We start from the raw sequence: 23,220 nt of genomic DNA on the forward strand, positions 1-23,220 counted from the left end.
AGGACATATATGCAGGGTTCTGTAACCGAATTCCTTAGACCACGCATGGTTGGTATTGAAAATATTAGCCCTCGTCGTGCTAAGGTAACTTTAGAGCCATTAGAACGTGGTTTTGGTCACACTTTAGGTAATGCGTTACGCCGCATTCTATTATCTTCAATGCCAGGTTGTGCTGTAACTGAAGTAGAAATTGATGGTGTATTACATGAGTACAGTAGTAAAGAAGGTGTTCAAGAGGACATCATCGAAATATTGTTAAACCTTAAAGGGCTTGCTGTTTTATTAGAAGGCAAAAATGAAGCCGTTCTGACTTTAACTAAGTCTGGTGAAGGCCCTGTAACGGCAGCTGATATACAACATGATGGCGATGTTACTATTGTAAATCAAGACCATGTTATCTGTAATTTAACAGGTGAAGGTTCTATCAGCATGCGCATCAAAATTGAAATGGGTCGTGGTTACGTACCTGCTTCAGCGCGCCGTGATGCCGAGGAAGAAGATCGAGCTATTGGTCGTTTGTTGGTTGATGCCTCATTCAGTCCTGTAGTTAGAATTGCTTATGATGTTGATTCTGCACGTGTTGAACAACGTACAGATTTAGACAAATTAGTTTTAGATATGGAAACCAATGGTACATTGGATCCGGAAGAAGCTATCCGTCGTGCTTCAACTATTCTTGCTGAACAGCTTGATGCGTTTGTTGAACTTCGCGATATTAAAGAAGTTGAACAAGTGGAAGAAAAACCATTGTTTGACCCAATTTTGCTTCGTCCTGTTGATGATTTAGAATTAACTGTTCGTTCAGCTAACTGTTTAAAAGCAGAAGCAATTCAATATATTGGTGATTTAGTACAACGTGCTGAAGTTGAGCTTCTTAAAACGCCTAATTTAGGTAAGAAGTCATTAACTGAAATTAAAGACGTGTTAGCATCTCGTGGTTTGTCTCTAGGTATGCGCCTAGAAAACTGGCCGCCAGAAAGCATTGTTGACAACGACTAGTTCGATCATCGTTTTTTTAATAGTTTTTTAAGAAGGATTAACACATGCGTCATCGTCAAAGTGGTCGCCAGTTAAACCGTAATAGCAGTCATCGCCAAGCGATGTTCCGCAATATGGCAAGCTCTCTAGTTAAGCACGGCGTTATCAAAACGACTGTAGCTAAAGCTAAAGAACTACGTCGCGTTGTAGAGCCTTTGATTACATTGGCTAAAACCGACAGTGTTGCAAATCGTCGTTTAGCATTTGCTCGTACACAAGACAAAGAAGTAGTAGGTATTTTATTTAACGAACTTGGTGCTCGTTACCAAGAACGTCCAGGTGGTTACACTCGCATTTTAAAATGTGGTTTCCGTACTGGTGATAAAGCTCCTATGGCTTATGTTGAATTAGTAGACCGCCCAGCAGTTGAAGACGCTGTTGAAGAAGTTGAAGAATCAGCAGAAGCTTAAGCATTAGTTTAAGTTTCATTCTTTTATAAGAATTAAAAAACCGAGCCTTGGCTCGGTTTTTTGTTTCTTGACGTTCGCTATTTTTCCCCGTATAAAATACCCTACTTTTTAGCTTATACTAATTGAAATGATTAATAGCATCATTTAGTACTAATATGTGAGTCAGTATAAATGTCATCACGAAATCCAATTATTGCTGTAACTGGCTCATCTGGCGCGGGAACTTCCACAACTACCGCTGCTTTTGAGCATATGTTTAGAACCTTAGGGATCAACTCTGTTAATGTTGAAGGCGATAGCTTTCATCGTTTTTCGCGTCCTGAAATGGATCTAGAAAAGCGTAAAGCGAAAGAAACGCATTCTAATATCAGTTACTTTGGTGATTTGGCTAATGATTTTGGTGCATTAGAAAAGTTATTTAGTAATTATGGTGAAACTGGACGTGGAATGACACGTCGCTATCTTCATACATTCGACGAGGCGGTGCCTTACAATCAAATGCCTGGTACTTTTACTCCATGGGAAGAGATAGGTGAGGGAACAGATTTACTCTTTTATGAAGGGCTTCATGGCGGTGTAGTGACTCCTGAGAACGATGTTGCAAAACATGTCGATTTACTTATTGGCATGGTACCTATTGTCAATCTGGAATGGATCCAAAAAATTGTGCGTGATACGAAAAAGCGAGGGCATACTCGAGAAGCTGTTACAGCAAGTATAGTGCGGAGTATGGAAGATTATATATCCTTTATTACCCCCCAATTTTCCCGTACACATATTAACTTTCAGCGGGTTCCTACGGTTGATACGTCAAATCCATTTAGTGCCAAGGGCATTCCAAGCTTAGATGAAAGCTTTGTTGTTATACGTTTTCGAGAAATGAAAAATGTCGACTTCCAATATTATTTACGCATGATTGATGGATCTTTTATGTCAAGAGTGAGCACATTAGTAGTACCTGGGGGGAAAATGGGATTAGCGATGGAGTTAATCTTAACGCCATTAATTCGAGATTTAATGGAAAGAAAAACACAGGCAAATAAACAACTCGATTGGATGAGTGATCTATAATGTAGTTGCAGTAACTAGATTTTAATATACTAGGTAATGCTATCTTCACTAAGCTGTATTATTAATGATCGTTCAATTAAGTAAATGACACTGGCATCTATTTTATTTTTAGGCGAGCAATTTATTAATTTCTGTATCAAATAAATTTTTGATTAACATTGCAAACTCTTTAATAAATCGAGCTTGTTGTCCCGTAACTGGATTGTTGACCACACCAGAAAAAACTTCTTCTAGATCATATACAATAGCATCAACTTCACGAATAATAGCATTGCGTTGATTGAAAGATAGCGCACTGTTTTGACTACATACCGCTATTATTTGTTCGCTTAATTCAAGCTCTATTACTTCCATAATAGTCTCAGTATTACTATCTTCATTAAGCCTGCTTTCAAATAAGCTTAGGTGCTCTGTTAAATACTCAATTAAATGGATGTAACCTTCATTGTCTGTAACCATGATAATGTTATTAACCTTTATTGTGATAGCTTTAACTCTACAATTTTATTATTAAAACATAAATAGTAACTTAATGAAAATAAGGTTAATTTATATTTAAAGCTTAGTCATCTTTTAGGGGAAGTTAGCACTAAGTGATTATGAACTTAGTGCTAATAATTGAGTAACTGTGCTTAAGAGGCGTTAGTACTTTCAAAGATTTTATCTGCAGAGGCTGCAACAAAGCCTGTATAAAGTTCGCCATCAGCTTTTGGGTAGCGTTTAGCAAACTCATAGAAACAGCTCGGGATTTCCATAGTGGTATCGCTAAAGTTAACTAAAGCTTTATCTGCTAATGTTGATGATTGCTCTAACATAACTGTTGGATCACCTTTAATTTCACCACCAGTGGTGTTTAATTTATATCCTGCTGCTTTTAACGTGTCATTAACAGCCATAATACAATCATAACCTTTGAGGTGATTGATGCTAACGGTAAAGTGATTAGCACGGTATCCCCATGCTGCTAACCAAGCAGCATACTCACTTTCAGCTAATAAAGTTTGATAGTCTGTTGAATTGATTTTCCATGGGCGACCAGAATATAAAAAGTTTTCTTGCTCGCTGATGTCACCTGGTAATTGATCAACTAATGAGTGGATGATCGCTTGTATAGCCTCTGGGAATTCTTTAACGCGTAGCTCACTGATAAATACTTTAGGCATAGTGCTATCACTATGTTCATAATGTTTAGCGGTTAATTTTTTTGCTGCAAAATCGTATTGACCACATTCTGTATAACCAATAGCTAATAAATGATTAGCAAGTTTTTTTAAGTTCACTTTTTCTATATCAAAAGTACGGTAAGCAACATGATCGTTGATTACATCTTTTCCATCACCTAACAGTTGGTGAATTTTATCTGCAGAAGGTGTTACCGCGATATATTGTTGCCAAATATTGTCAAAGAGTTTAGTTACTGTAGCTGTCATCATTTTTCCTTTTTTATCATGGTAGTAGATATAAATTAAACAAAAAGGTAGTCGTAACAGTTAAGATTTTCATAAGAAAATCAGGTGATAACTGACGCTACCACCTAAATTTATAGTTGATCGATACTTTTAAAGAAGCAGGGACGTACCCCATCTTCTCTTTTATTAGCGAAAATATAAGTATCTTTAATTTGCATAGTTAAGTTACGTCGTTATAGTTTAATACCAGGGCTTAACGTTGCCGGTAAACTTACTTTTTCTGCTTCAACAGAGGCAACGGGGTATGCACAGTAATCAGCAGCGTAGAAAGCACTTGCTCTATGATTACCACTTGCGCCAATACCACCAAAAGGAGCGGCACTGCTTGCACCAGTAATTGGCTTGTTCCAATTAACAATACCTGCTCTGATACGAGTAAAGAAGTGGTTGTATAATGCTTCACTATCACTTAATAAGCCTGCAGATAAACCAAAACCAGTATTATTGCCTTCGTTGATTGCTTCATCAAAATCGGTATAGCGATATACTTTTAGTAAAGGACCAAAGTATTCTTCATCTGGTACTTCAGCAACTATATCTGTTACATCAATGATGCCTGGAGAAATAAAACCAGTATTAGCTTCTAAATGCTTCAATTCAAGTAATGAGGTTGCACCTAAATCAACTAATTTTTGTTGAGCAGCAACTAAACCTAACGCAGCTTTTTCAGAAATCATAGAACCAATGAAAGGTTGCTCATTATCATCATAATAACCAATCGTTAATGCTTTAGTCGCTTCAATTAGCTTAGCCATAATCGCATCGCCTTGTTCGCCTTGTTCAATGAATAAACGACGAGCACAAGTACAACGTTGACCTGTAGTAACAAAAGCAGACTGAATTATATCGTGCACAACGGCGGTTATATCACTAACATTTTTAACAATTAACGGGTTATTTCCACCCATCTCTAACGCTAATATTTTGCCCGGTTGACCACCAAATTGCTCATGTAATAAATGACCTGTAGTGGAGCTGCCTGTAAAGAACAAGCCATCAATCATTTTATTACTTGCTAATGCTTTACCTGTTTCCACTTCACCTTGCACAAGGTTAATAACACCAGCAGGAAGGCCTGCTGCTTGCCATAGCTTTATTACTTCTTCAGCAACTTTAGGTGTTAATTCACTTGGTTTAAATACCACAGTATTGCCTGCAATAAGCGCAGGAACAATATGACCATTTGGAAGATGGCCAGGGAAATTATAAGGACCAAACACAGCAACAACACCATGAGGTTTATGGCGAATAAAGGCTTTAGCACCAGGCATAGGGTTTTCAACAGTCCCTGTGCGTTCATTATATGCATTAAGTGAGATATTTATTTTACCTACCATAGCACCAACTTCACCTAGCGTTTCCCAGCGAGGTTTACCTGTTTCTAGTGCTATGGTGTTAGCTAATTGTTCTTTATTTTCCGTTAGCAGTTCAGCAAATTTAGTGATGATAGCGACACGCTCATCAAAGCTGAGTATAGACCAGCTTTCAAAGGCAACACGTGCACTACTAATTGCTTGTTCAACTTGTGCCGGTGATGCAGTTTTACCTTGCCAGATAACTTCGTTTCTAGCTGGGTTTAGTGAGGTGACATCATGACCTAAGCCAGGTTGCCATTGACCATTAATAAATTGAACGTTTGACATATTTATTCCTATTTTAAATTAGGGTACTAATTAGGTAAAAGACGAACCCAGTCATCTTTCTGTACTTGTAACGCTTGAGCGACTTTATTGGTGATTACTACTTGGTTAGCGGTTTCACGCAGTGTCAAATTAACTTGTGTCGCTCTAAAGTTTTCAACTTGAGTGTTGCAAACAATGTATTTTTGGTTACTTTCTTCTCCGCAATTGTCATCAATTAGTACTTGGTATTTATTACTTTCTCGAATAGCTCTTATTTGACTTCGCTCTGCTTCAACTGTTGGACCGGCATCAAAAATGTCAATATAGCCACGACGAGAAAACCCCTCTGCCTCAAGTAAACGTAAGGCTGGTATTGTATTATCGTGTACTTTGTTAATAACTTTTTGCGCTTCTTTACTGAGTAAGTTGACATACACAGGGTATTTAGGCATTAATTCAGCGATAAAACCTTTATTACCTATTCCTGTTAAGTAATCAGCTTTGGTGAACTCAATAGATAAAAAGTGTTCTTCAAGCCAACTATAAAATGGCGATTGGCCATTCTCGTCACTAACTCCTCGCATTTCGGCAATAATACAATCGGAAAAGCGCTCTTTATGTTCGGCAATGAATAAGAATCGACAGCGAGATAAGAATCGACCATTACTGTTTTTTCTATGACTTTCTTGTAAGAACAGAGTACAAATTTCAGTTGCACCAGAGTAGTCGTTACAAAGTGCAAGTGTTTCAACAGTATTGTGGATATTTAATTCACGTGAACTATGGACTACTTTGCCTAAATGATAATGATAAAAAGCATTATCTAAGCCGACAGCGGCTTCAATTCCTGTCGTACCTACAACTTGCCCAGTTTCAAGATCTTCCATCACAAATAAGTAGCCTTGATTACCAGGTTGGTTCACTTGAGTTTTAAAAGACTCTTCTGAGTGACTAATACGCTTTTTAAGTATCTCTTCGTTAACAGGTAATGAGGTAAAGCCATGGCCAGACTCAATAGCTATACGATGTAAGTCGTCATAATCAGTCATTTTAATAGGACGGATGATAATCATAAGTAATTCTCGATGATTAAAAGAAGTGCTTGCTAGCGTTAAATAAGCTAGCAAGCGTATTGAATAGCAATGTGGATTATGCCGTTATTTTGGCGATAGCTTTTTCAAAACGGGCTAAACCTTCAGTGATATCTTCATCAGGGATAATTAGTGAAGGGGCAAAACGGACAATACTAGCACCGGCAACTAAGGTCATAACACCTTCACTCATAGCAGCAACTAAAAAGTCTTTTGCTTTACCTTGATATTCATCATTTAATACCGCACCAATTAATAAGCCTTTACCACGTATTTCTTTAAATACGTTGTATTTAGTATTGATTGCTTGTAAACCATCAGCGAAAATTTTTGCTTTCGCTTTTACACCATTAAGTACTTTTGGTGTATTAATTACATCAATAACCGCTTCACTTACAGCACAAGCTAATGGGTTACCACCATAAGTGCTACCATGAGTTCCTATTTTCAAATGCTTAGCAATGTCAGTTGTTGTTAACATAGCGCCGATAGGGAAACCGCCACCTAAACCTTTGGCTGTGGTTAAAATATCAGGTGTTACGCCAAGATCCATATAGGCATAAAGTGAGCCTAAACGACCAGCACCAGTTTGCACTTCATCAAATATTAATAAAGCATTGTGCTCATCACATAGTTGACGAACGCCTTTAATAAATTCATCAGTTGGAGAAACAATACCACCTTCGCCTTGTAATGGTTCAATCATAATAGCGCAAGTTTTATCTGAAATAAGCGCTTTAACGCTGTCTAAATTATTATATTCAGCGTGTACAATATCACCTGGTTTTGGTCCAAAACCATCAGAATACGCTGCTTGCCCGCCTACCGTTACGGTAAAAAAAGTCCGTCCGTGGAAACCTTGGTTAAAAGCTATAATTTGCGTTTTATCGCTACCGTGAACATCAATAGCCCAACGACGAGCTAATTTTAAAGCTGCTTCATTTGACTCAGCACCTGAATTGGCAAAGTATACTTTTTCCGCAAAGGTATTATCGACTAGCTTTTTTGCTAAACGTAATGCTGGTTCATTAGTCATTACATTGGATAAATGCCAAATTTTCTCGCTTTGTTCTTGTATTGCGCCAACAAGTGCTGGGTGACAATGACCTAAACAATTTACTGCGATACCACCTGCAAGATCAACATACTCTTTGTCTTGTTGATCCCATACTCGAGAGCCTTGACCGCGTACTGGTATAACAGCTGAAGGTGCGTAGTTAGGCACCATGACATCATCAAATAACTCGCGATTAACAGAAAACTGTTCTGACATTTTTAACTCCTCAAAATTGGATGGATAACTTGTTTGTTTAGCACTCATTTTAGTATATAAGTAAACTGATTTTTTGTGCTAATAATATTGTTCGGTGTTTCAAAAACAGAAGGTTATTATGACAGGAAAAATTAACGCTGTCTTGCTAGTGAATGCCGCAAGCCATTAAAAACAAAGGCCTACCGTGTTTTATTCAAATATAATGAATATTTATTGCATGAAATAAAACGATTAAAAGATAGCTTTGTATAAGACAGGGAGTTGACTTACTGAAAAAGGATTATTAATGTTTTTAATAAATAATCAAAAATAAATTAATAAAAAAGAGAGAGAACTAGTTAAATTTTAACTTTATATGGTCAATATCACTTTTTTTAAGCAAGATAAGTTCAGCTTTATTGAGTTTTGCAGACTCAAAAAGCGCTAACGCTTCCTTCGTATTGATTAAATTATCTTTGGCGAGATTACGGTAACAAACATACGCTTTAGCTTTAGTCACTATTTGTGCTATTGGGCACATTTTGTCAATAGCGTCAGCATAAGCTAAGTCAAACATTGGCTCTGTTATTGGCAAGCGATCAAAGTTCATAAATTCAATTAATTCAGCTGAAAGTTGGCTACTACGTAAAGTTAATTGTTCGAGTAACAGCTCGGGTGGATTTTCAATTTTAACCAGGATGTCATGCAAAGGTTTATCTTTGGCATCAAAAGCATCTCGTAACTCTTGTTTATACATCCGGTTGTAAGTACTTAAAAAGCATCGAGTTACGGCAAGTTGTCCCAGGTTCGATAACATGCCAGTTGTAAAGGCAACATAGGCATTAGCACCAACTTGTTCAGCAAGGAAGCTCGAAGCTAAGGCAATAGATAAACTATCATTCCACAGTTTGCGTTTCATTAAGTTAAAAGGAGCTGAGCTTTTAGGTAGCCAATGCTTAAGTATAAATGTTGGCATTACCAGTTTTAAATTATCTAAGCCTATGTAACTCAGTGCAAGTTTAGCATCGTTGACTTGAACATCGGCTCGTTTCCGATATTGAGGTTTATTAACTAAACTGATGAGATCTGTGGCAAGCCAGGGTAATGAAGTGGCTAGAGGTTTAATTTTATTAATAGAAGTGGCTCGCAAAGAGAGTAACTCTAAAATTATAGGGGCTTCTTCTTCAATATTAAGTACACTGGCATATAAATAAGCTTTGTTATCAAATTCTGCATTTACTTGCTTGTTTACTTGCGCAAAAAATGTCGCCATGACTTGCTGGCGAAAATGTTCTTTGCCATGATCGGCAACCATTTTTTCTTGTCGTGCAGTTTCTTCAACAGATAATAGTTGTCTACGGCGATTTTTTTGTTCACTCCCTTGAAAATCTACAAGATTAACTTTCCCCCGGCGTTGCTCAGCAAAGCTCTTACTAATAGATAAGCTAATGGCTTGCTGATATATAGAATAAATTATGTCATTGTTTTCAAAGAAGTGCATAGCGTTTAGTTCATGTGTAACAAGTTACTCTTTTACTTTAAAAGAGTATAACGTAAGCGTTGATTCTAAGGTGATTAGTTTGTGTTATCAAAGTATTAATGTGATAAAAGGCAGTTTCTTTAATTTCTAGAATTAATACTGTGTAGCGTACATAGTTAAAAAGTTACTCAACAAGGCTTGGCCTTGTTGAGTTAATACTGATTCAGGATGAAATTGAACACTGCATAAGGCGAGTTCTTTATGCTGTAATGCCATAATCTCATCTTTATTTCCTTGTTCATCAAGACTCCATGCAGTCACAACGAGTTCACTAGGTAAGGATGCTTGTTCAACTATCAGTGAATGATATCGTGTAACTTGTAAAGAGGGGGTAAGCTGTTTAAATAAACCCGCTGCATTATGACTAATAATACTTGTTTTACCATGCATCAACTTCTTTGCTTTTATTATTTTAGCGCCATAGTGTTGGGCAATGCATTGATGGCCTAAACAAACACCGAGTAAAGGAATTTTACCGGCAAAGTTTTCGACTACCGCTAACGATATGCCAGCATTGTCTGGATCACAGGGACCAGGGGAGATGACTAAATAATCAGGTTTGAGACGAGTAATTTCCTCGATACTAATTTCATCATGGCGAAAAACTTTTACTTCTTGCCCTAGTGCTTGAAAGTAATGCACTAAATTAAAAGTAAATGAGTCGTAATTATCTATCATTAATAACAAAATGGATGAGCCTAACCATGGAAACCGCGGCTATTCTAATATTTTTAACTTAAAGTTGGAAGTGAGAAAGTTACCTAGCACTACCTTTATCTATTGTTTGTGAATAAGGCTTTGATGCTATTAAAAAAACCTTATTGTTGTTACTTTTAAATAAACTAGCGAAGCTAGAGTGTCAATATCATCTATCGAAGGTTAGGTATGATCAATAACAACATCACTCATGGCAACTGATATACAGCATAATATATAGCCTTCTTGCTGTTCTAAAGCCGTTAAGCCGCCGTTATCATCCATTGATGTTGGTCTTACTTCTCCGCTGATAAGTTTTGCTCGACAACGGCCACACATACCTGCACGGCATGAGTAAGGTAAAATTAGTCCAGCATCTTCACCATGTTCTAGTAGTGTTTTTGCTTGCTCGTTGGTTTCTTGGTCTAAAGCCGATACTTTGATGCTTTTATTCCATTTTTCAAAAGCGATGGTCAATTTTTTATTTACAGAGGGAACAACAATATCGTTAATGGCATTAGCCTTTGGTAAATCATCTATCGGCAAATTATCTACCTCCTGTGTAGCTTGAGGGCTAATGAATGTTGGCGGTTTTTGTGTATTTAAAACGGTTAAGGTATCACCTTGGCTTATGGTCCCTTTATTCAGAGCTATTAAATTTTGACCAAATAACACTTCACCATTATGATCTTGCCGAAATGATTTTAACATTTTTAGTGGTTGTTGCTGTGGGTGTTTCTCGCCATTGCTTGGATTAACTGTAGTAAATATACAGCGTTCACATGGCTTACTTACTTTGAACTCTACTTCACCAATACGAATATGTTGCCAACTATCTTCAGCAAAAGGAAGGCAGTCATCGACGACAATATTTGGTCGAAATTGTGCCATTGAAATATCTTGTGGTGAATTATTAGATGAATTAGCGAGTAAACGTTTATTAAGATCGTTTAATGATGCTTTTGAAATAAGTAATATAGGGTAGCCATCAGCGAATGCAATTTTTCTTGCATTATCCGTATTAGGTTTTCTTTCTCGATGAGAATTTTTTCCGAAGTAGAGTAATTCACAAGGTCGTTGTAAGTAATCACTAAACCAGTTATTCGCTTTTTGCGAGCAAAATTGTCCATTAACCTCATCACCCCAAACCATCACATTATGATACTGGTCGGTAAATTCTTGATACGATAATGTTAACATTTCCATATTAGGTGCTGACAATGCTACCCCTTGCTCGGTCATTGTTGTTTGTACCAAGCATAACTTTGGCTCTGTTCTCGCTGTGATAAATTGTCCTGAAGGATCGCAAACAATAAAGCGTCTATCAAAGGCTAACCCAAGCTCTTCAACCTTTGAATTAGGTAAACTTATACCTGCTGTCGACTTAATAGGGTAAATATGAATACTGCTAACTTTTGTCATTTCTGTATATTGTCCGATATTTTTTTACTTGTCATAAGTGGATACGTTATATTAACCCTCATAATCTTTCATCTACTTTCAGTACTTTTTTTTGCTCATGACAAATAAAATTCAACATATACACATTCTTGGTATTTGCGGCACCTTTATGGGGGGCATTGCAGCATTAGCGAAAGAGCTGGGTTTTCGCGTAACAGGATGCGATGCTCAGGTTTATCCACCAATGAGCACACAATTAGAAGAACTTGGCATTGAGTTAATGCAAGGCTATAAAACAGAGCATTTTGATGATGAGCCAGATTTAGTTATTGTTGGTAACGCTATGTCTCGTGGCAATGTGATGGTGGAGTACATACTTGATCGAAATATTCCCTATATTTCAGGTCCTCAATGGTTATTAGAAAATGTTTTGAAAAATTGTTGGGTGCTTGCTGTCTCTGGTACGCATGGTAAAACAACAACAAGTAGCATGCTTACTTGGATTTTAGAATACGCACAGTTATCGCCAGGTTTTCTTATTGGAGGTGTCCCGCAAAACTTTAATTGTTCAGCACGATTAGGTAACACTCCTTTTTTTGTTATTGAAGCAGATGAATACGATACCGCCTTTTTTGATAAACGATCTAAATTTGTCCATTATCGTCCAAGAACATTAGTTATCAATAATTTAGAATTTGATCATGGTGATATCTTTATGGATTTATCTGATATTCAACGCCAATTTCATCACCTTATCCGAATGGTGCCTAGCAATGGTTTAATTTTATCACCAAAGAATGAATTCGCGATTAACGAAACATTAGCAATGGGCTGTTGGACCCCAACAGAGCAAAGCGACAGTGATAAAGGTTGGCAAGCTAATAAAGTTGTTGCAGACGGGAGTGAATTTATTGTTACTTTTAACGGTAAAGAGCAGGGCACTGTTAAGTGGGGACTCATTGGCGACTTTAATATTGATAATGCATTAATGGCGATTGCTGCAGCCAGACATGCTGGAGTACCAAGTCATATTGCTATTGAAGCTTTAGCCGAGTTTATTAATACTAAACGACGTTTAGAATTACGAGGCACAGTAAATCAAATTAAAGTTTATGATGATTTTGCTCACCATCCAACAGCGATTGCTAAAACCCTTGCCGGCGTTAGAGCGCAAGTTGATGGTAATAATAGTCCAGGCCGTGTTATTGCAGTATTAGAGCCTCGTTCTAATACGATGAAATCTGGTGTACATAAGGACACCTTGCCTGGTTCATTAGCTCAAGCGGATCAAGTGTTTTTATTTCAAGGTGAACAAGTAAAGTGGTCAGTCAGCGATTTAATTAATAATTGCCAGCAGCCTTGTATTGTTGAAGATGATATTAATCAGTTAGTGAATAAAATTACAGATTATGCACAAGCTGGCGATAGTATTGTCGTGATGAGTAATGGTTCATTCTCTTCTATTCACGAAAAATTACTTCAACGTCTTGACTTGAAATAGGTCACGTTACTCCCTTTGCTAAGCAAGAGACTTGTTTGGTGATTATCATTTAAAGTTAAGATTGATTGTATTATATTGTATGCAATCAAGCTTGACTTGAAACTATTCCACTATGAACTAAAACGATATTATTAATATGGTTTTAGCACATAAAACAATCGAATAAAGGACTGTAATATGTCGAAATACCTTCAGAAAATTATCACTGTCGGAATGATGCTAACCATGTCAGTATCGATAGTGAGCGTTAATGCCCAGGCGAAAGAATTAAAAGAAGAAAAACCTACTTGGTCGGTTAATTCGCCACAAGGCGTGTTTAAAAATGCGAGTATAGACGTGACCTCTGGTACATGGATGAATGTTGATGTTAGTCCAGATGGTACAACGTTGCTTTTTGATTTGCTCGGTGATATTTACACTATGCCAATCACAGGTGGTGAAGCTACTCCGCTAATGACAGATATTGCATGGCAAATGCAGCCGAAATTTAGTCCGAACGGCAAGTATATAGCATTTACTTCCGATGAAGATGGTGGCGATAATTTATGGATTATGAATCGAGATGGCAGTAATCGAAAAGCCGTTTCAACAGAGCCATTTCGTTTATTAAATAGCCCCGCATGGTCTCCTGATGGTAACTATTTAATTGGCAGGAAACACTACTCTAGTACACGTTCTTTGGGGGCTGGTGAGGTTTGGCTTTACCATAAAACTGGTGGTAGCGGTGTTATGTTAACTAAAAGGCCTAATGAACAAAAAGATTTAGGTGAGCCTGCTTATTCTGCTGATGGCAAGTATGTTTATTTTTCTCAAGATGCAACACCAGGGAAAACCTTTCATTATTCAAAAGATTCAGTGAAAGGTATTTACAAAATAAAACGCTTGGAGTTAGCAACAGGCGAAATTGACACCATTATTAACGGTAAGGGGGGTGCTATTCGTCCAACACCGTCACCCGACGGAAAATACCTTGCTTTTATTAGCCGTGATGACTTTTCTTCAAACCTCTATTTATACGATTTAACCAGCGGTAAAGAAACAAAAATCTATGAAAATTTAGAACGTGACTTGCAAGAAACATGGGCGATTCATGGGGTGTATCCTAATATTGCTTGGACACCTAAGAGCGATAGTTTAGTTTTTTGGAATGGTGGAAAAATTAATCGTTTAGATATTGCTTCTAAAAAATCATCAATCATTGATTTTCATGTAAAAACTGTGAAAAGAATTCAACAAGCATTGCAATTTAAGCAAGACTTACCACAAGATAAATTTAACGTAAAAATGCTTCGTGATGTTGAAATATCGCCAGATGGCGATAAGGTTGTCTTTGAATCTATGGGGCATATATATACGCGTAATATTAATAACGGTAAAGCGCAAGGTAAGGCGAAACGATTAACTAAACAACAAAGCCATTATGAATTAAACCCAAGCTTTTCTCGTGATGGTAAAAATATTGTTTATGCTACATGGAATGACGATAAACAAGGCCAGATTCGTGTTGTTTCGAGTAGAGGAGGTAAAGGCAAATCGTTATTAAATGAGCCAGGGAAATACATTGAGCCAACTTTTTCCCCTGACGGAAAAACAGTGGTATACCGTAAAATATCAGGCGGCTATATTACTCAGCCAACTTGGGATCTTAATACGGGGATTTATGCGATATCAGCTAAGGGTGAGCGCAAAGATCGTAAACCTGTTCTCATTACTAAAGATGGTAGACAGCCCCATTTTGGCAGCAGCAATAATAATATTTACGTCATGCGCAATGGTGAAAAACCGCAATTAGCGTATGTGAGTCTTGATGGAAAAGAAGACAGAGCTCTTTATCAAGGAGAGTTTGCTACTGAGTATAACGTATCACCTAACGGTAAATATTTAGCTTTTGCAGAACGTTTTAAAGTATTTGTAACCCCTTTTGTTGAACGTGGTGATGTTATTACTATTGGTCCTAAAGGAGGTAATTTCCCTGTTAAAAAATTATCAATGCGTGCAGGTGAAGGGATTAATTGGAATAGTGATTCAGATGAACTGTACTGGAGTTTAGGTGCTAATTTATTTCAAGCGAATATTACTGATCTTTTTGCAATAACTGATGCTGTGGATAAGAAAGAAAATATTGATGATACGTCTAAAGAGCCATCAGCAACAGAAGTAACTAAAACTTACCTTGGCTATACCAGTGCTGTTGACAAGCCTTCAGGTATAGTTGCTTTTGTGGGGGGTAAAGTGATTACCATGGAAGGCGATAAAGTTATCGATAATGGTACTGTTTTGGTTGAAGGTAATATAATCAAAGCGATAGGTAGTAAGTCAGATGTTACTATTCCTTCTTCAGCTATTGTTATTGATATAACTGGCAAGAGTATTATGCCGGGGCTCATTGATGCGCATGCACATGGTCCACAAGGTAACAATCAAATAATTCCTCAACAGAACTGGAAAAACTATGCCGGTTTAGCTTTGGGAGTTACCAGTATTCACGATCCATCTAATGACACTAACGAATTTTTCGCTGCGAGTGAAATGCAAAAAGCAGGAAAAATTGTTGCGGCGCGTTTATTTTCAACAGGAAAAATCCTTTATGGCGCCAATGCTGCTGGATATACGGCACATGTGGATAGTTTAGATGATGCTAAGTTTCATGTAGAGCGCTTAAAAGAAGCGGGCGCTTTTAGTGTGAAAAGCTACAATCAACCACGCAGAAACCAACGTCAGCAATTTATTCAAGCGGCACGAGAGTTGAATATGTTGGTAGTTCCTGAAGGTGGATCTTTATTGCAGCATAATTTAACTATGTTAGTTGATGGTCACACAACCTTAGAGCATTCAATTCCTGTGGCTAATATTTATGACGACGTGAAGCAGTTATGGTCGCAATCTGAAATGGCGTATACGCCTACGCTTGTCGTTGCCTATGGCGGAATTTGGGGAGAGAACTACTGGTATGATAAAACGGATGTTTGGTTACATCCTCGTTTAAGTAAGTATGTACCAAGTGAGTTTTTACAACCTAGAGCGATGCGTAGACCAAAAGCGCCATTGCATCATTATAATCACTTTAGTGTTGCTAAGGTGGCTAAAGAATTACAAGATTTAGGTATTAAAGTTAATTCAGGTGGTCATGGACAACGTGAAGGACTGGCGATGCACTGGGAAATGTGGATGATGGCGCAAGGTGGAATGACACCATTACAAGCATTAAAAACAGCGACGATATCCTCAGCGCAAACGTTAGGCTTAGACGACCAGCTTGGCTCAATTAAAACAGGTAAATTAGCCGATTTAATTGTGGTTGATGGTGATGTCAGTCAAGATATACGACAAAGTGATAAAGTAATTTATACTATGCTTAATGGTCGTTTATACAATGCTGAAACTATGGATGAAGTAGGGCATTATGATAATAAGCGTGCTAAGTTCTATTTTGAAAATTAGCAATAGAGCTAACTACATGTAATAAAAAGACTGTCTTTTTATTACAGTGTTATATGCCTGTTTATGAGGTGAATATATACCTGCTAAACAGGCATAATAAGTTAATTTTATTAGCTTAGATTAGAGTAGATTTGTTTAAATTTAAATGGTTAACTTTTATAATTATACCAATCTCACTAGCTATGTGATCATTTCTACTTGCTAAAATCACCAACTACATCGTTATTTATTTAATAATTAGAACAACTAGTTATTGCAATAAATGCCTTGTATTTGGTAATTTTTTTTACGTATAAAATTGTTCACTTAATTAATGAAACTGGTATTAACCATTTTTTCACTTAAATTTTTTCATTTAAAGGATAGCGAGTGAATTTAAGTCGCTAGGGTAATAAAAAACCTAGTAGCTTTATATGAAACAAAATTTAGTACAAGGCGATATTTATTAATAGAGAATAACTCTCAATGACAGAGAAATACGGTTGAAATCACTGGCTACTACAGTTAAGCACCTTCAAGCAAAATCACCCTTGAGCGAAAACACCAGAATACCCTTTTTTTCACTTTCCCAAGTAACTCAATTTGACGTTATTCAATATCTAATGGCTCTGGAGATAAAATAATACCGGTGTTATCAGCATAAATATGATCATCAGGTAATATGGTTACGCCACCAAAGTTAATCGCAATATCAATTTCACCAAATTCATTATCGTTAGCGCCAACAGGAATTGAAACCAGCCCTTGAATACCGATATCTATTTCTTCAATCGCGTCAACATCACGAACACTTCCATAACAAACAATACCTTCCCAACCATTGTTTGCAGCAGTTTCTGCGATATCTAAGTCAATTAATGCGCGTCTAGTTGAACCACCACCATCAATGACTAGTACCTTGTTGGTACCTTCGGTCATGACTGTTTTTTTGATTAGTCCAACACCTTCGAAGCACTTTATGGTGACTACCTTACCACCAAAAGAATGTCGGCCACCATAGTTGCTAAAAATAGGATCGATAACGTCAATTAAGTCAGCGTAGATATCACACAGTTGCGAGGTATCACATTCCATAACAATAGCCTTAAGTTTTAGAGATAATAGCTGTTAGTATAACCTGCTGAAGTGAAAATAAAATAGCTACTTGTATTTTGGACTAAAACTCTCTTTAATAGATGATTCATTCTCACTAATAATTGATATATTAATGCTTGTAAGTACGGACTCATTTACATTTTTATTTGCTATGCAAGCCATTGTGTTTGCTATTTTGTCATTAGTATTTTTAGTGTATTTTCGCTCTTTTAAACGTGAGTATGTCAAATGTTGGTTGTTTAGTTTAGTGGCATTAAGTGGTTATTATGTTCTTAGTGCAGCACTTCCTATTACCGATATCTATATAAAAAATAACAGCTTATTGCTTTTTTATGAGCAAGTTCAACAAACAGCCTTATATCTATTTCTAGCTTTTTTATTACTTGGCCTTTATCGCACAAAAAGAAAGTTCACAAAAACCTTTGTGAGTCTAGCTGTGTTACTCACTTTTTTTGTTAGCTTAACGGCATCAATTGCTTATTTACTTAGCGAAGATAACGCAGCTATGTACTTTGAGGTTAAAGCACAGGTACAAAGTTTTATTTTCATTATTAGTTTCTTAAGCGCAAGTTTATATCTCTTTATTGATCGCAAACCACATTTTTCTAGTAAACTTTTATTTGCCTTTTTCCTTATTTCTGCCATTCGTTATCTAGCTTATGTAACCATGACAGTGATGACTTTAACAGCTGAGTGGCTAAACCAATTAACGTTACTATTAACTTATTTTGATATTGGTGCTCACAGTATTTTAGGATTTATTTTACTTATTTGGATACAAGGGGATGAGCGTAATATCTCGAAACAGTCTATTCTTCGTGAGCAGTATTTAGGAAAGCATGATGTCTTAACGGGGGCGTTAAATCGCACCGAAGTGATGAAACAATTAACGGAGGCAATTACTATTGCCAAACAACAATCATGTAAACTTGCTGTATTTTTAATTGATATTAAACAGTTTAAGTTTATTAATGATACTTATGGTTTGAACGTAGGTGACTGCATACTTAAAGAAGTAGCAAACCGCTTAAATAACAGTCTTTTGAAACCAAAGGCTGTAGGGCGTTTAAGTGGTGATTCTTTTATGTTTGTCATTGAATACTATAATGAACCGTCAGTTGCTCGGGTGCCAGAGCATCTTCATCAAATTATTAGCCGCCCTTATCAATATCATGATCAAGAAGCACATATTCAAGCGAGTATTGGATATACCTCTTTTCCTGAATATGGTGAAAATGCTGAAGAACTACTACAAAATGCAAACCTAGCTTTGCATCATGCAGAAACTAATAATATATCTACCATCATTTTTGAATCAGGCATGCAAGCAGGTGGACGACGTTTATTATTAAAAGAGAAAGAGCTTAAAAATGCCATTCTTAACGATGAATTCGTTTTATATTATCAACCGCAACTAAACTTGTTAACGAATCGTTTAGAAGGTGTTGAAGCTTTGGTACGTTGGCAGCATCCAACCAAAGGTTTATTGTTACCAGGCGAGTTTTTAGATGATATAGATACTTTGTTTATGAATAGTCAGTTTGATAATTATGTTTTAAGTAAAGCCTGTAGTACGAATGCTCGATGGTATGAAAAATATAAACGCAGGGTAACTATTGCCGTTAATATTACCGCTGTTGAATTTCAAGATCCTCAATTTGTTAGTAATATTCAAACTTTATTACGTGATAATAATTTATCTCCTAGATATTTAGAGCTTGAAATTACTGAAAATGTGGTAATGACTGATATTGATACTGCCATGAACACGATTACGTCATTACAAAGTATGGGTATCAAAGTATCAATTGATGATTTTGGTACAGGGTATTCATCTTTAGCCTATTTACGCCAATTACCTATCGATAAAATTAAAATAGATCGTAGTTTTATCACTGAAGTTGCAACCAATGACTCTGATCTAACTATTGTTAAATCAATGATAAAACTCTCACATGGTTTAGGGAAGCGTGTGCTTGCCGAAGGTGTTGAAAATAAAGATCAACTTAACGTCTTACGAAATATGGGTTGCGATGCTGTTCAAGGATACCTTATTGATAAACCATTGCCGGAAGAAAAATTTGTTACTTATTTGACTAAGCAGAATAAAAGCACAAAAACTTAGTTTATGCTTATTATGAGGTTTACCTGGCTTAGTAAATTGAGATTGTCGTTAACGCGTAACTTATTAATTATATGATTTATTGTTTAGAGGGAGCTTTAGTTTGTATACGCTCTTTCGTGACTTGATCAAGCTTAATCATATAAGAATTTCTGCCAACGCCATAGAATTCTTCATCGGTAAAAATAATGGTGTTTTCGTCAGAAAAGGTCACTGCTTCTTTTTGTGTGACGATACCCAAATCAATTTTATAAGCATCACCTGAGAAAAAATCATCACCTTGCCAATTTTCAAATAACCATAGTCGTTCTGAGTCTAATAGTACTAATTTACTTCTATCTGGACTTAGAGCTGCCGACGTTATCCAGCAGAGCTTTTGATGTGTGGTACAAGTATTAAAGTTACTAATAAAACTGGCCTGATAATTATCTGCGTGATCACCAATTTTATATAAGTTAGTATCGCCATCAAACGGCTTTGTTCTATTTTTTGAAAATAAATATAAGTGTCTTTTGTAAAAAACAAACGCCTCTAAATCAAAGTTTTTTTCTGACGCTTTAGGTGGAAAGTTTCGATGCTCTGGAAAGGTGAATTTAATTATTTCCGCTTCAGTTTCGGTTCCTTTAATATCAATAGGATTCTCAATTTTATAAATGGTGAGCCACTTACGCATATTGTCATTATTACCAAAGTCACCAATAAAAAAGTGGCCAAAATCATCCTGGGTCATGTCTTCCCAGTCTAAATTTCGCCCATTAGTAATAGTAACTGATTTTTTAATTTTTCCATCGCTTTGTACTTGGTGTATTTGTGCTGAATTACCGCCATCATTGATAGCCCATAAGTTGCCTGCTTTGTCGAATTCAATCCCCGAAACTTCTTTAATTCTGCTGTCTAAGGTGACGACTTTACTACTATAGAGTTCATAAAATTCACTGATTATTACAGCTAGAACGACGACCGCACTTAGACCCACAAACGCATAAAACGATTTTTTTATCATTGATTTTCCGTGTAAAGTTAAATCTATATGGTCGTGAGTATTGAAAAGCTAGGTTGACAAAACTATATATAAACGACAATAGCACTAGAGGTACAAGAATAGCTTAATTTACAATTGAGTGATATTGATCATTGCTTCACGAGAGTGCCCAGAGGCTTTTAAATTTGTAAGATAGTGTTGCCAACGATTATTCTGTTCTGTTACTAATAACGCTATATATTTAGTTGAATATATAGCGTTATGTTGATCATCAAAAATAAACCTATAGCCATGTTTACCTAAATTTTCAATTGCGGTTAACACAACATCCTTTTTATGAGTAACTAAGCTTTGTTGTTTGGTCGGTTTATTTGCTGAAGGGGTAAAAACACGTAAATATTCAAAAGGTAAACAAGCAGACTGCCCATTGTTAAAATCAATGGTAAGACTTTTTGTATTTGTATTTATCAAAAAACTTTGAATATTCATAAGTGGTTGTAAACTCGTTAAAATATGTTTCTTATAGGATGAAACGGCTTAAATCTTCATCTTGTATTACGTCATTTAACGTTTTATCAACATGTGCTTTATCAATAACAATTTTTTCGCCTGAACGTTCATTAGCATTAAAAGATAATTCTTCCGTTAATCGTTCCATCATAGTATGCAAGCGACGAGCTCCTATGTTTTCGGTAGTTTCATTAACTTGCCAAGCAGCATTCGCTATTGCTTGAATACCGTCATCACTAAACTCAATATCCACGCCTTCTGTTGCTAATAACGCAATATACTGCTCTGTTAGTGAGGCGAAAGGTTCTGTTAATATTCTAACAAAATCTTCTGTTGTTAACGCTTTTAGCTCTACTCGAATAGGTAGGCGACCTTGTAATTCAGGAATTAAATCTGAAGGTTTAGCCATTTGGAAGGCACCTGAAGCAATAAATAGAATATGATCAGTTTTAATCATGCCATGCTTAGTACTAACCGTTGAGCCTTCAACTAAAGGTAATAAGTCTCGCTGTACGCCTTCACGTGATACATCACCGCCACTATTACTATCAGCACGCTTACAAATTTTGTCTATTTCATCAATAAAAACAATCCCATTTTGCTCTACCGCATAAATAGCTTTTTGCTTAATATCATCTTGATTAACGATTTTAGCGGCTTCTTCTTCTTGCAACGCCTTAAAAGCATCTTTAATTTTTAATTTGCGCTTTTTAGTTTTATCATTCGACATACTTTGGAACATGCTTTGCAATTGCGAAGTCATGTCTTCCATGCCTGGAGGTGCCATAATTTCTACGCCGACTTGCGGTGCAGCTAAATCAAGTTCAATTTCTTTATCGTCTAATTTACCTTCACGCAATTTTTTACGGAATACTTGACGAGTATTGTTATTCTCACCGTCTACATCATTTTTTTCAGCGTTTCCAAATCCATCACGAGCAGGAGGTAATAACACATCTAAAATACGCTCTTCAGCGGCTTCTTCTGCTAAATGTTGCACGCGATTCATTTCGTCTTCTTTAACCATTTTAATTGCCATATCGGCAAGGTCACGAATAATCGTCTCAACTTCTTTACCTACATAACCCACTTCTGTGAATTTTGTGGCTTCAACTTTAATAAAAGGAGCATGTGCCAGTTTTGCTAAACGACGTGCAATTTCAGTTTTACCTACACCGGTAGGGCCTATCATTAAAATGTTTTTTGGGGTTACTTCATTGCGTAGCCCTTCGTTTAGTTGCATACGACGCCAGCGGTTACGTAAAGCGATGGCAACAGCACGTTTGGCTTCGCTTTGGCCGACAATATGGGCATCTAATTCATGGACAATTTCGCGGGGAGTCATATCTGACATATTTTAATCCTCGTTTTGTCTTGATTCATCAAAACAATAATCTTTTTGAAAATATAATGGAGAAACTACTATTAAGCTTGTGGCTTACAATTCATCTATCGTTTGAGATTGATTAGTGAAAACACATATATCACCAGCAATTGTTAAGGACTTCTCTACAATTTCTTTGGCGCTTAAGTCGGTGTTTTCTAATAGTGCGATAGCGGCTGATTGGGCAAAATTACCTCCACTACCAATAGCGATTAAGTCATGTTCGGGTTGAACAACATCACCATTACCGGTAATAATTAATGAGGCAGTTTCATCAGCAACAGCTAATAAAGCCTCAAGCTTTCTAAGGGCGCGATCACTACGCCAATCTTTGGCTAGTTCAACAGCAGCTTTGGTTAAATGGCCTTGATGTTGTTCAAGTTTACTTTCAAAACGCTCGAAGAGGGTAAAAGCATCAGCAGTACCGCCGGCAAACCCCGCCAATACTTTGTTGTTATATAAACGACGAACTTTTTTGGCATTACCTTTCATAACGGTATTACCTAGTGACACTTGACCGTCACCACCAATGGCTACTTTGCCATTACGTCTAACTGAAACAATAGTAGTCATGTTAACTCCAATCTCAATAAAT

General features: G+C 36.7%; 19 protein-coding genes. 6 read left to right on the plus strand and 13 right to left on the minus strand.

What is annotated here, in order from left to right; all coding sequences use genetic code 11:
• The first annotated feature begins 9 nt into the window (after window positions 1-9).
• The 3 genes from rpoA to Q4503_RS02235 all read left to right on the plus strand — a co-directional run bounded on the left by rpoA (window position 10) and on the right by Q4503_RS02235 (window position 2,519).
• Window positions 10-999: a DNA-directed RNA polymerase subunit alpha gene (rpoA, locus tag Q4503_RS02225; protein ID WP_159817723.1), complete on the plus strand. Its 990-nt coding sequence runs from the start codon at window positions 10-12 to the stop codon at window positions 997-999.
• A gap of 44 nt (window positions 1,000-1,043) precedes the next feature.
• Window positions 1,044-1,448, plus strand: coding sequence for a 50S ribosomal protein L17 (gene rplQ, locus Q4503_RS02230; RefSeq protein ID WP_159817725.1), 405 nt, complete (start codon window positions 1,044-1,046; stop codon window positions 1,446-1,448).
• A 171-nt stretch (window positions 1,449-1,619) separates the two neighbouring features.
• On the plus strand, window positions 1,620-2,519 hold the full coding sequence (locus tag Q4503_RS02235; protein WP_215973158.1) for a phosphoribulokinase: 900 nt from the start codon (window positions 1,620-1,622) through the stop codon (window positions 2,517-2,519).
• A gap of 108 nt (window positions 2,520-2,627) precedes the next feature.
• Here Q4503_RS02235 and Q4503_RS02240 read toward each other — a convergent pair whose 3' ends face one another.
• The 8 genes from Q4503_RS02240 to Q4503_RS02275 all read right to left on the minus strand — a co-directional run bounded on the left by Q4503_RS02240 (window position 2,628) and on the right by Q4503_RS02275 (window position 11,611).
• On the minus strand, window positions 2,628-2,978 hold the full coding sequence (locus Q4503_RS02240) for a DUF3802 family protein (protein ID WP_215973159.1): 351 nt from the start codon (window positions 2,976-2,978) through the stop codon (window positions 2,628-2,630).
• 173 nt (window positions 2,979-3,151) lie between these two features.
• Entirely contained in the window at window positions 3,152-3,949 is a 798-nt protein-coding gene (locus tag Q4503_RS02245) for a DUF1338 domain-containing protein (RefSeq protein ID WP_303601271.1), read from the minus strand.
• A gap of 212 nt (window positions 3,950-4,161) precedes the next feature.
• Window positions 4,162-5,631 (minus strand): succinylglutamate-semialdehyde dehydrogenase, encoded by a 1,470-nt coding sequence (gene astD / locus Q4503_RS02250; protein ID WP_303601272.1) that lies wholly within the window; start codon window positions 5,629-5,631, stop codon window positions 4,162-4,164.
• 26 nt (window positions 5,632-5,657) lie between these two features.
• Complete coding sequence (gene astA / locus Q4503_RS02255; protein ID WP_215973162.1) at window positions 5,658-6,683, minus strand: arginine N-succinyltransferase; 1,026 nt, start codon at window positions 6,681-6,683, stop codon at window positions 5,658-5,660.
• A gap of 76 nt (window positions 6,684-6,759) precedes the next feature.
• Complete coding sequence (locus Q4503_RS02260) at window positions 6,760-7,974, minus strand: aspartate aminotransferase family protein (protein ID WP_303601273.1); 1,215 nt, start codon at window positions 7,972-7,974, stop codon at window positions 6,760-6,762.
• A gap of 334 nt (window positions 7,975-8,308) precedes the next feature.
• Window positions 8,309-9,454, minus strand: a complete 1,146-nt coding sequence (locus Q4503_RS02265; protein WP_215973164.1) for an HDOD domain-containing protein — start codon at window positions 9,452-9,454, stop codon at window positions 8,309-8,311.
• A 132-nt stretch (window positions 9,455-9,586) separates the two neighbouring features.
• Window positions 9,587-10,180, minus strand: a complete 594-nt coding sequence (locus Q4503_RS02270; protein WP_215973165.1) for an aminodeoxychorismate/anthranilate synthase component II — start codon at window positions 10,178-10,180, stop codon at window positions 9,587-9,589.
• A 192-nt stretch (window positions 10,181-10,372) separates the two neighbouring features.
• A complete protein-coding gene (locus tag Q4503_RS02275) occupies window positions 10,373-11,611 on the minus strand; it encodes a YcbX family protein (RefSeq protein WP_303601274.1) in 1,239 nt (412 codons plus the stop codon).
• 97 nt (window positions 11,612-11,708) lie between these two features.
• Here Q4503_RS02275 and mpl point away from each other — a divergent pair, with 97 nt between their 5' ends.
• Window positions 11,709-13,091 (plus strand): UDP-N-acetylmuramate:L-alanyl-gamma-D-glutamyl-meso-diaminopimelate ligase, encoded by a 1,383-nt coding sequence (gene mpl / locus Q4503_RS02280; RefSeq protein WP_303601275.1) that lies wholly within the window; start codon window positions 11,709-11,711, stop codon window positions 13,089-13,091.
• A gap of 177 nt (window positions 13,092-13,268) precedes the next feature.
• Entirely contained in the window at window positions 13,269-16,532 is a 3,264-nt protein-coding gene (locus Q4503_RS02285) for an amidohydrolase family protein (protein WP_303601276.1), read from the plus strand.
• A gap of 588 nt (window positions 16,533-17,120) precedes the next feature.
• Here the strand turns inward: Q4503_RS02285 and rraA are convergent.
• Entirely contained in the window at window positions 17,121-17,606 is a 486-nt protein-coding gene (gene rraA, locus Q4503_RS02290; RefSeq protein WP_303601277.1) for a ribonuclease E activity regulator RraA, read from the minus strand.
• Between the two features lie 133 nt (window positions 17,607-17,739).
• Here rraA and Q4503_RS02295 point away from each other — a divergent pair, with 133 nt between their 5' ends.
• The gene (locus Q4503_RS02295) at window positions 17,740-19,752 is read left to right on the plus strand and encodes a bifunctional diguanylate cyclase/phosphodiesterase (protein WP_303601278.1); all 2,013 of its coding nucleotides are present in this window, start codon (window positions 17,740-17,742) and stop codon (window positions 19,750-19,752) included.
• 76 nt (window positions 19,753-19,828) lie between these two features.
• Here the strand turns inward: Q4503_RS02295 and Q4503_RS02300 are convergent, their stop codons facing one another.
• The 4 genes from Q4503_RS02300 to hslV all read right to left on the minus strand — a co-directional run bounded on the left by Q4503_RS02300 (window position 19,829) and on the right by hslV (window position 23,198).
• Window positions 19,829-20,752, minus strand: coding sequence for a hypothetical protein (locus Q4503_RS02300; RefSeq protein ID WP_303601279.1), 924 nt, complete (start codon window positions 20,750-20,752; stop codon window positions 19,829-19,831).
• Window positions 20,753-20,860: 108 nt separating this feature from the next.
• A complete protein-coding gene (locus tag Q4503_RS02305) occupies window positions 20,861-21,220 on the minus strand; it encodes a gamma-butyrobetaine hydroxylase-like domain-containing protein (protein WP_303601280.1) in 360 nt (119 codons plus the stop codon).
• A 31-nt stretch (window positions 21,221-21,251) separates the two neighbouring features.
• The gene (gene hslU / locus Q4503_RS02310) at window positions 21,252-22,595 is read right to left on the minus strand and encodes an ATP-dependent protease ATPase subunit HslU (RefSeq protein WP_215973493.1); all 1,344 of its coding nucleotides are present in this window, start codon (window positions 22,593-22,595) and stop codon (window positions 21,252-21,254) included.
• Between the two features lie 84 nt (window positions 22,596-22,679).
• Window positions 22,680-23,198 carry an ATP-dependent protease subunit HslV gene (gene hslV / locus Q4503_RS02315; RefSeq protein ID WP_215973494.1) on the minus strand — a complete coding sequence of 173 codons (519 nt, stop codon included), beginning with the start codon at window positions 23,196-23,198 and terminating at the stop codon, window positions 22,680-22,682.
• Window positions 23,199-23,220: the final 22 nt, after the last annotated feature.

Origin of the sequence: Colwellia sp. 6_MG-2023, from assembly GCF_030547765.1 — a bacterium.
Taxonomy (GTDB): Bacteria; Pseudomonadota; Gammaproteobacteria; order Enterobacterales; family Alteromonadaceae; genus Colwellia.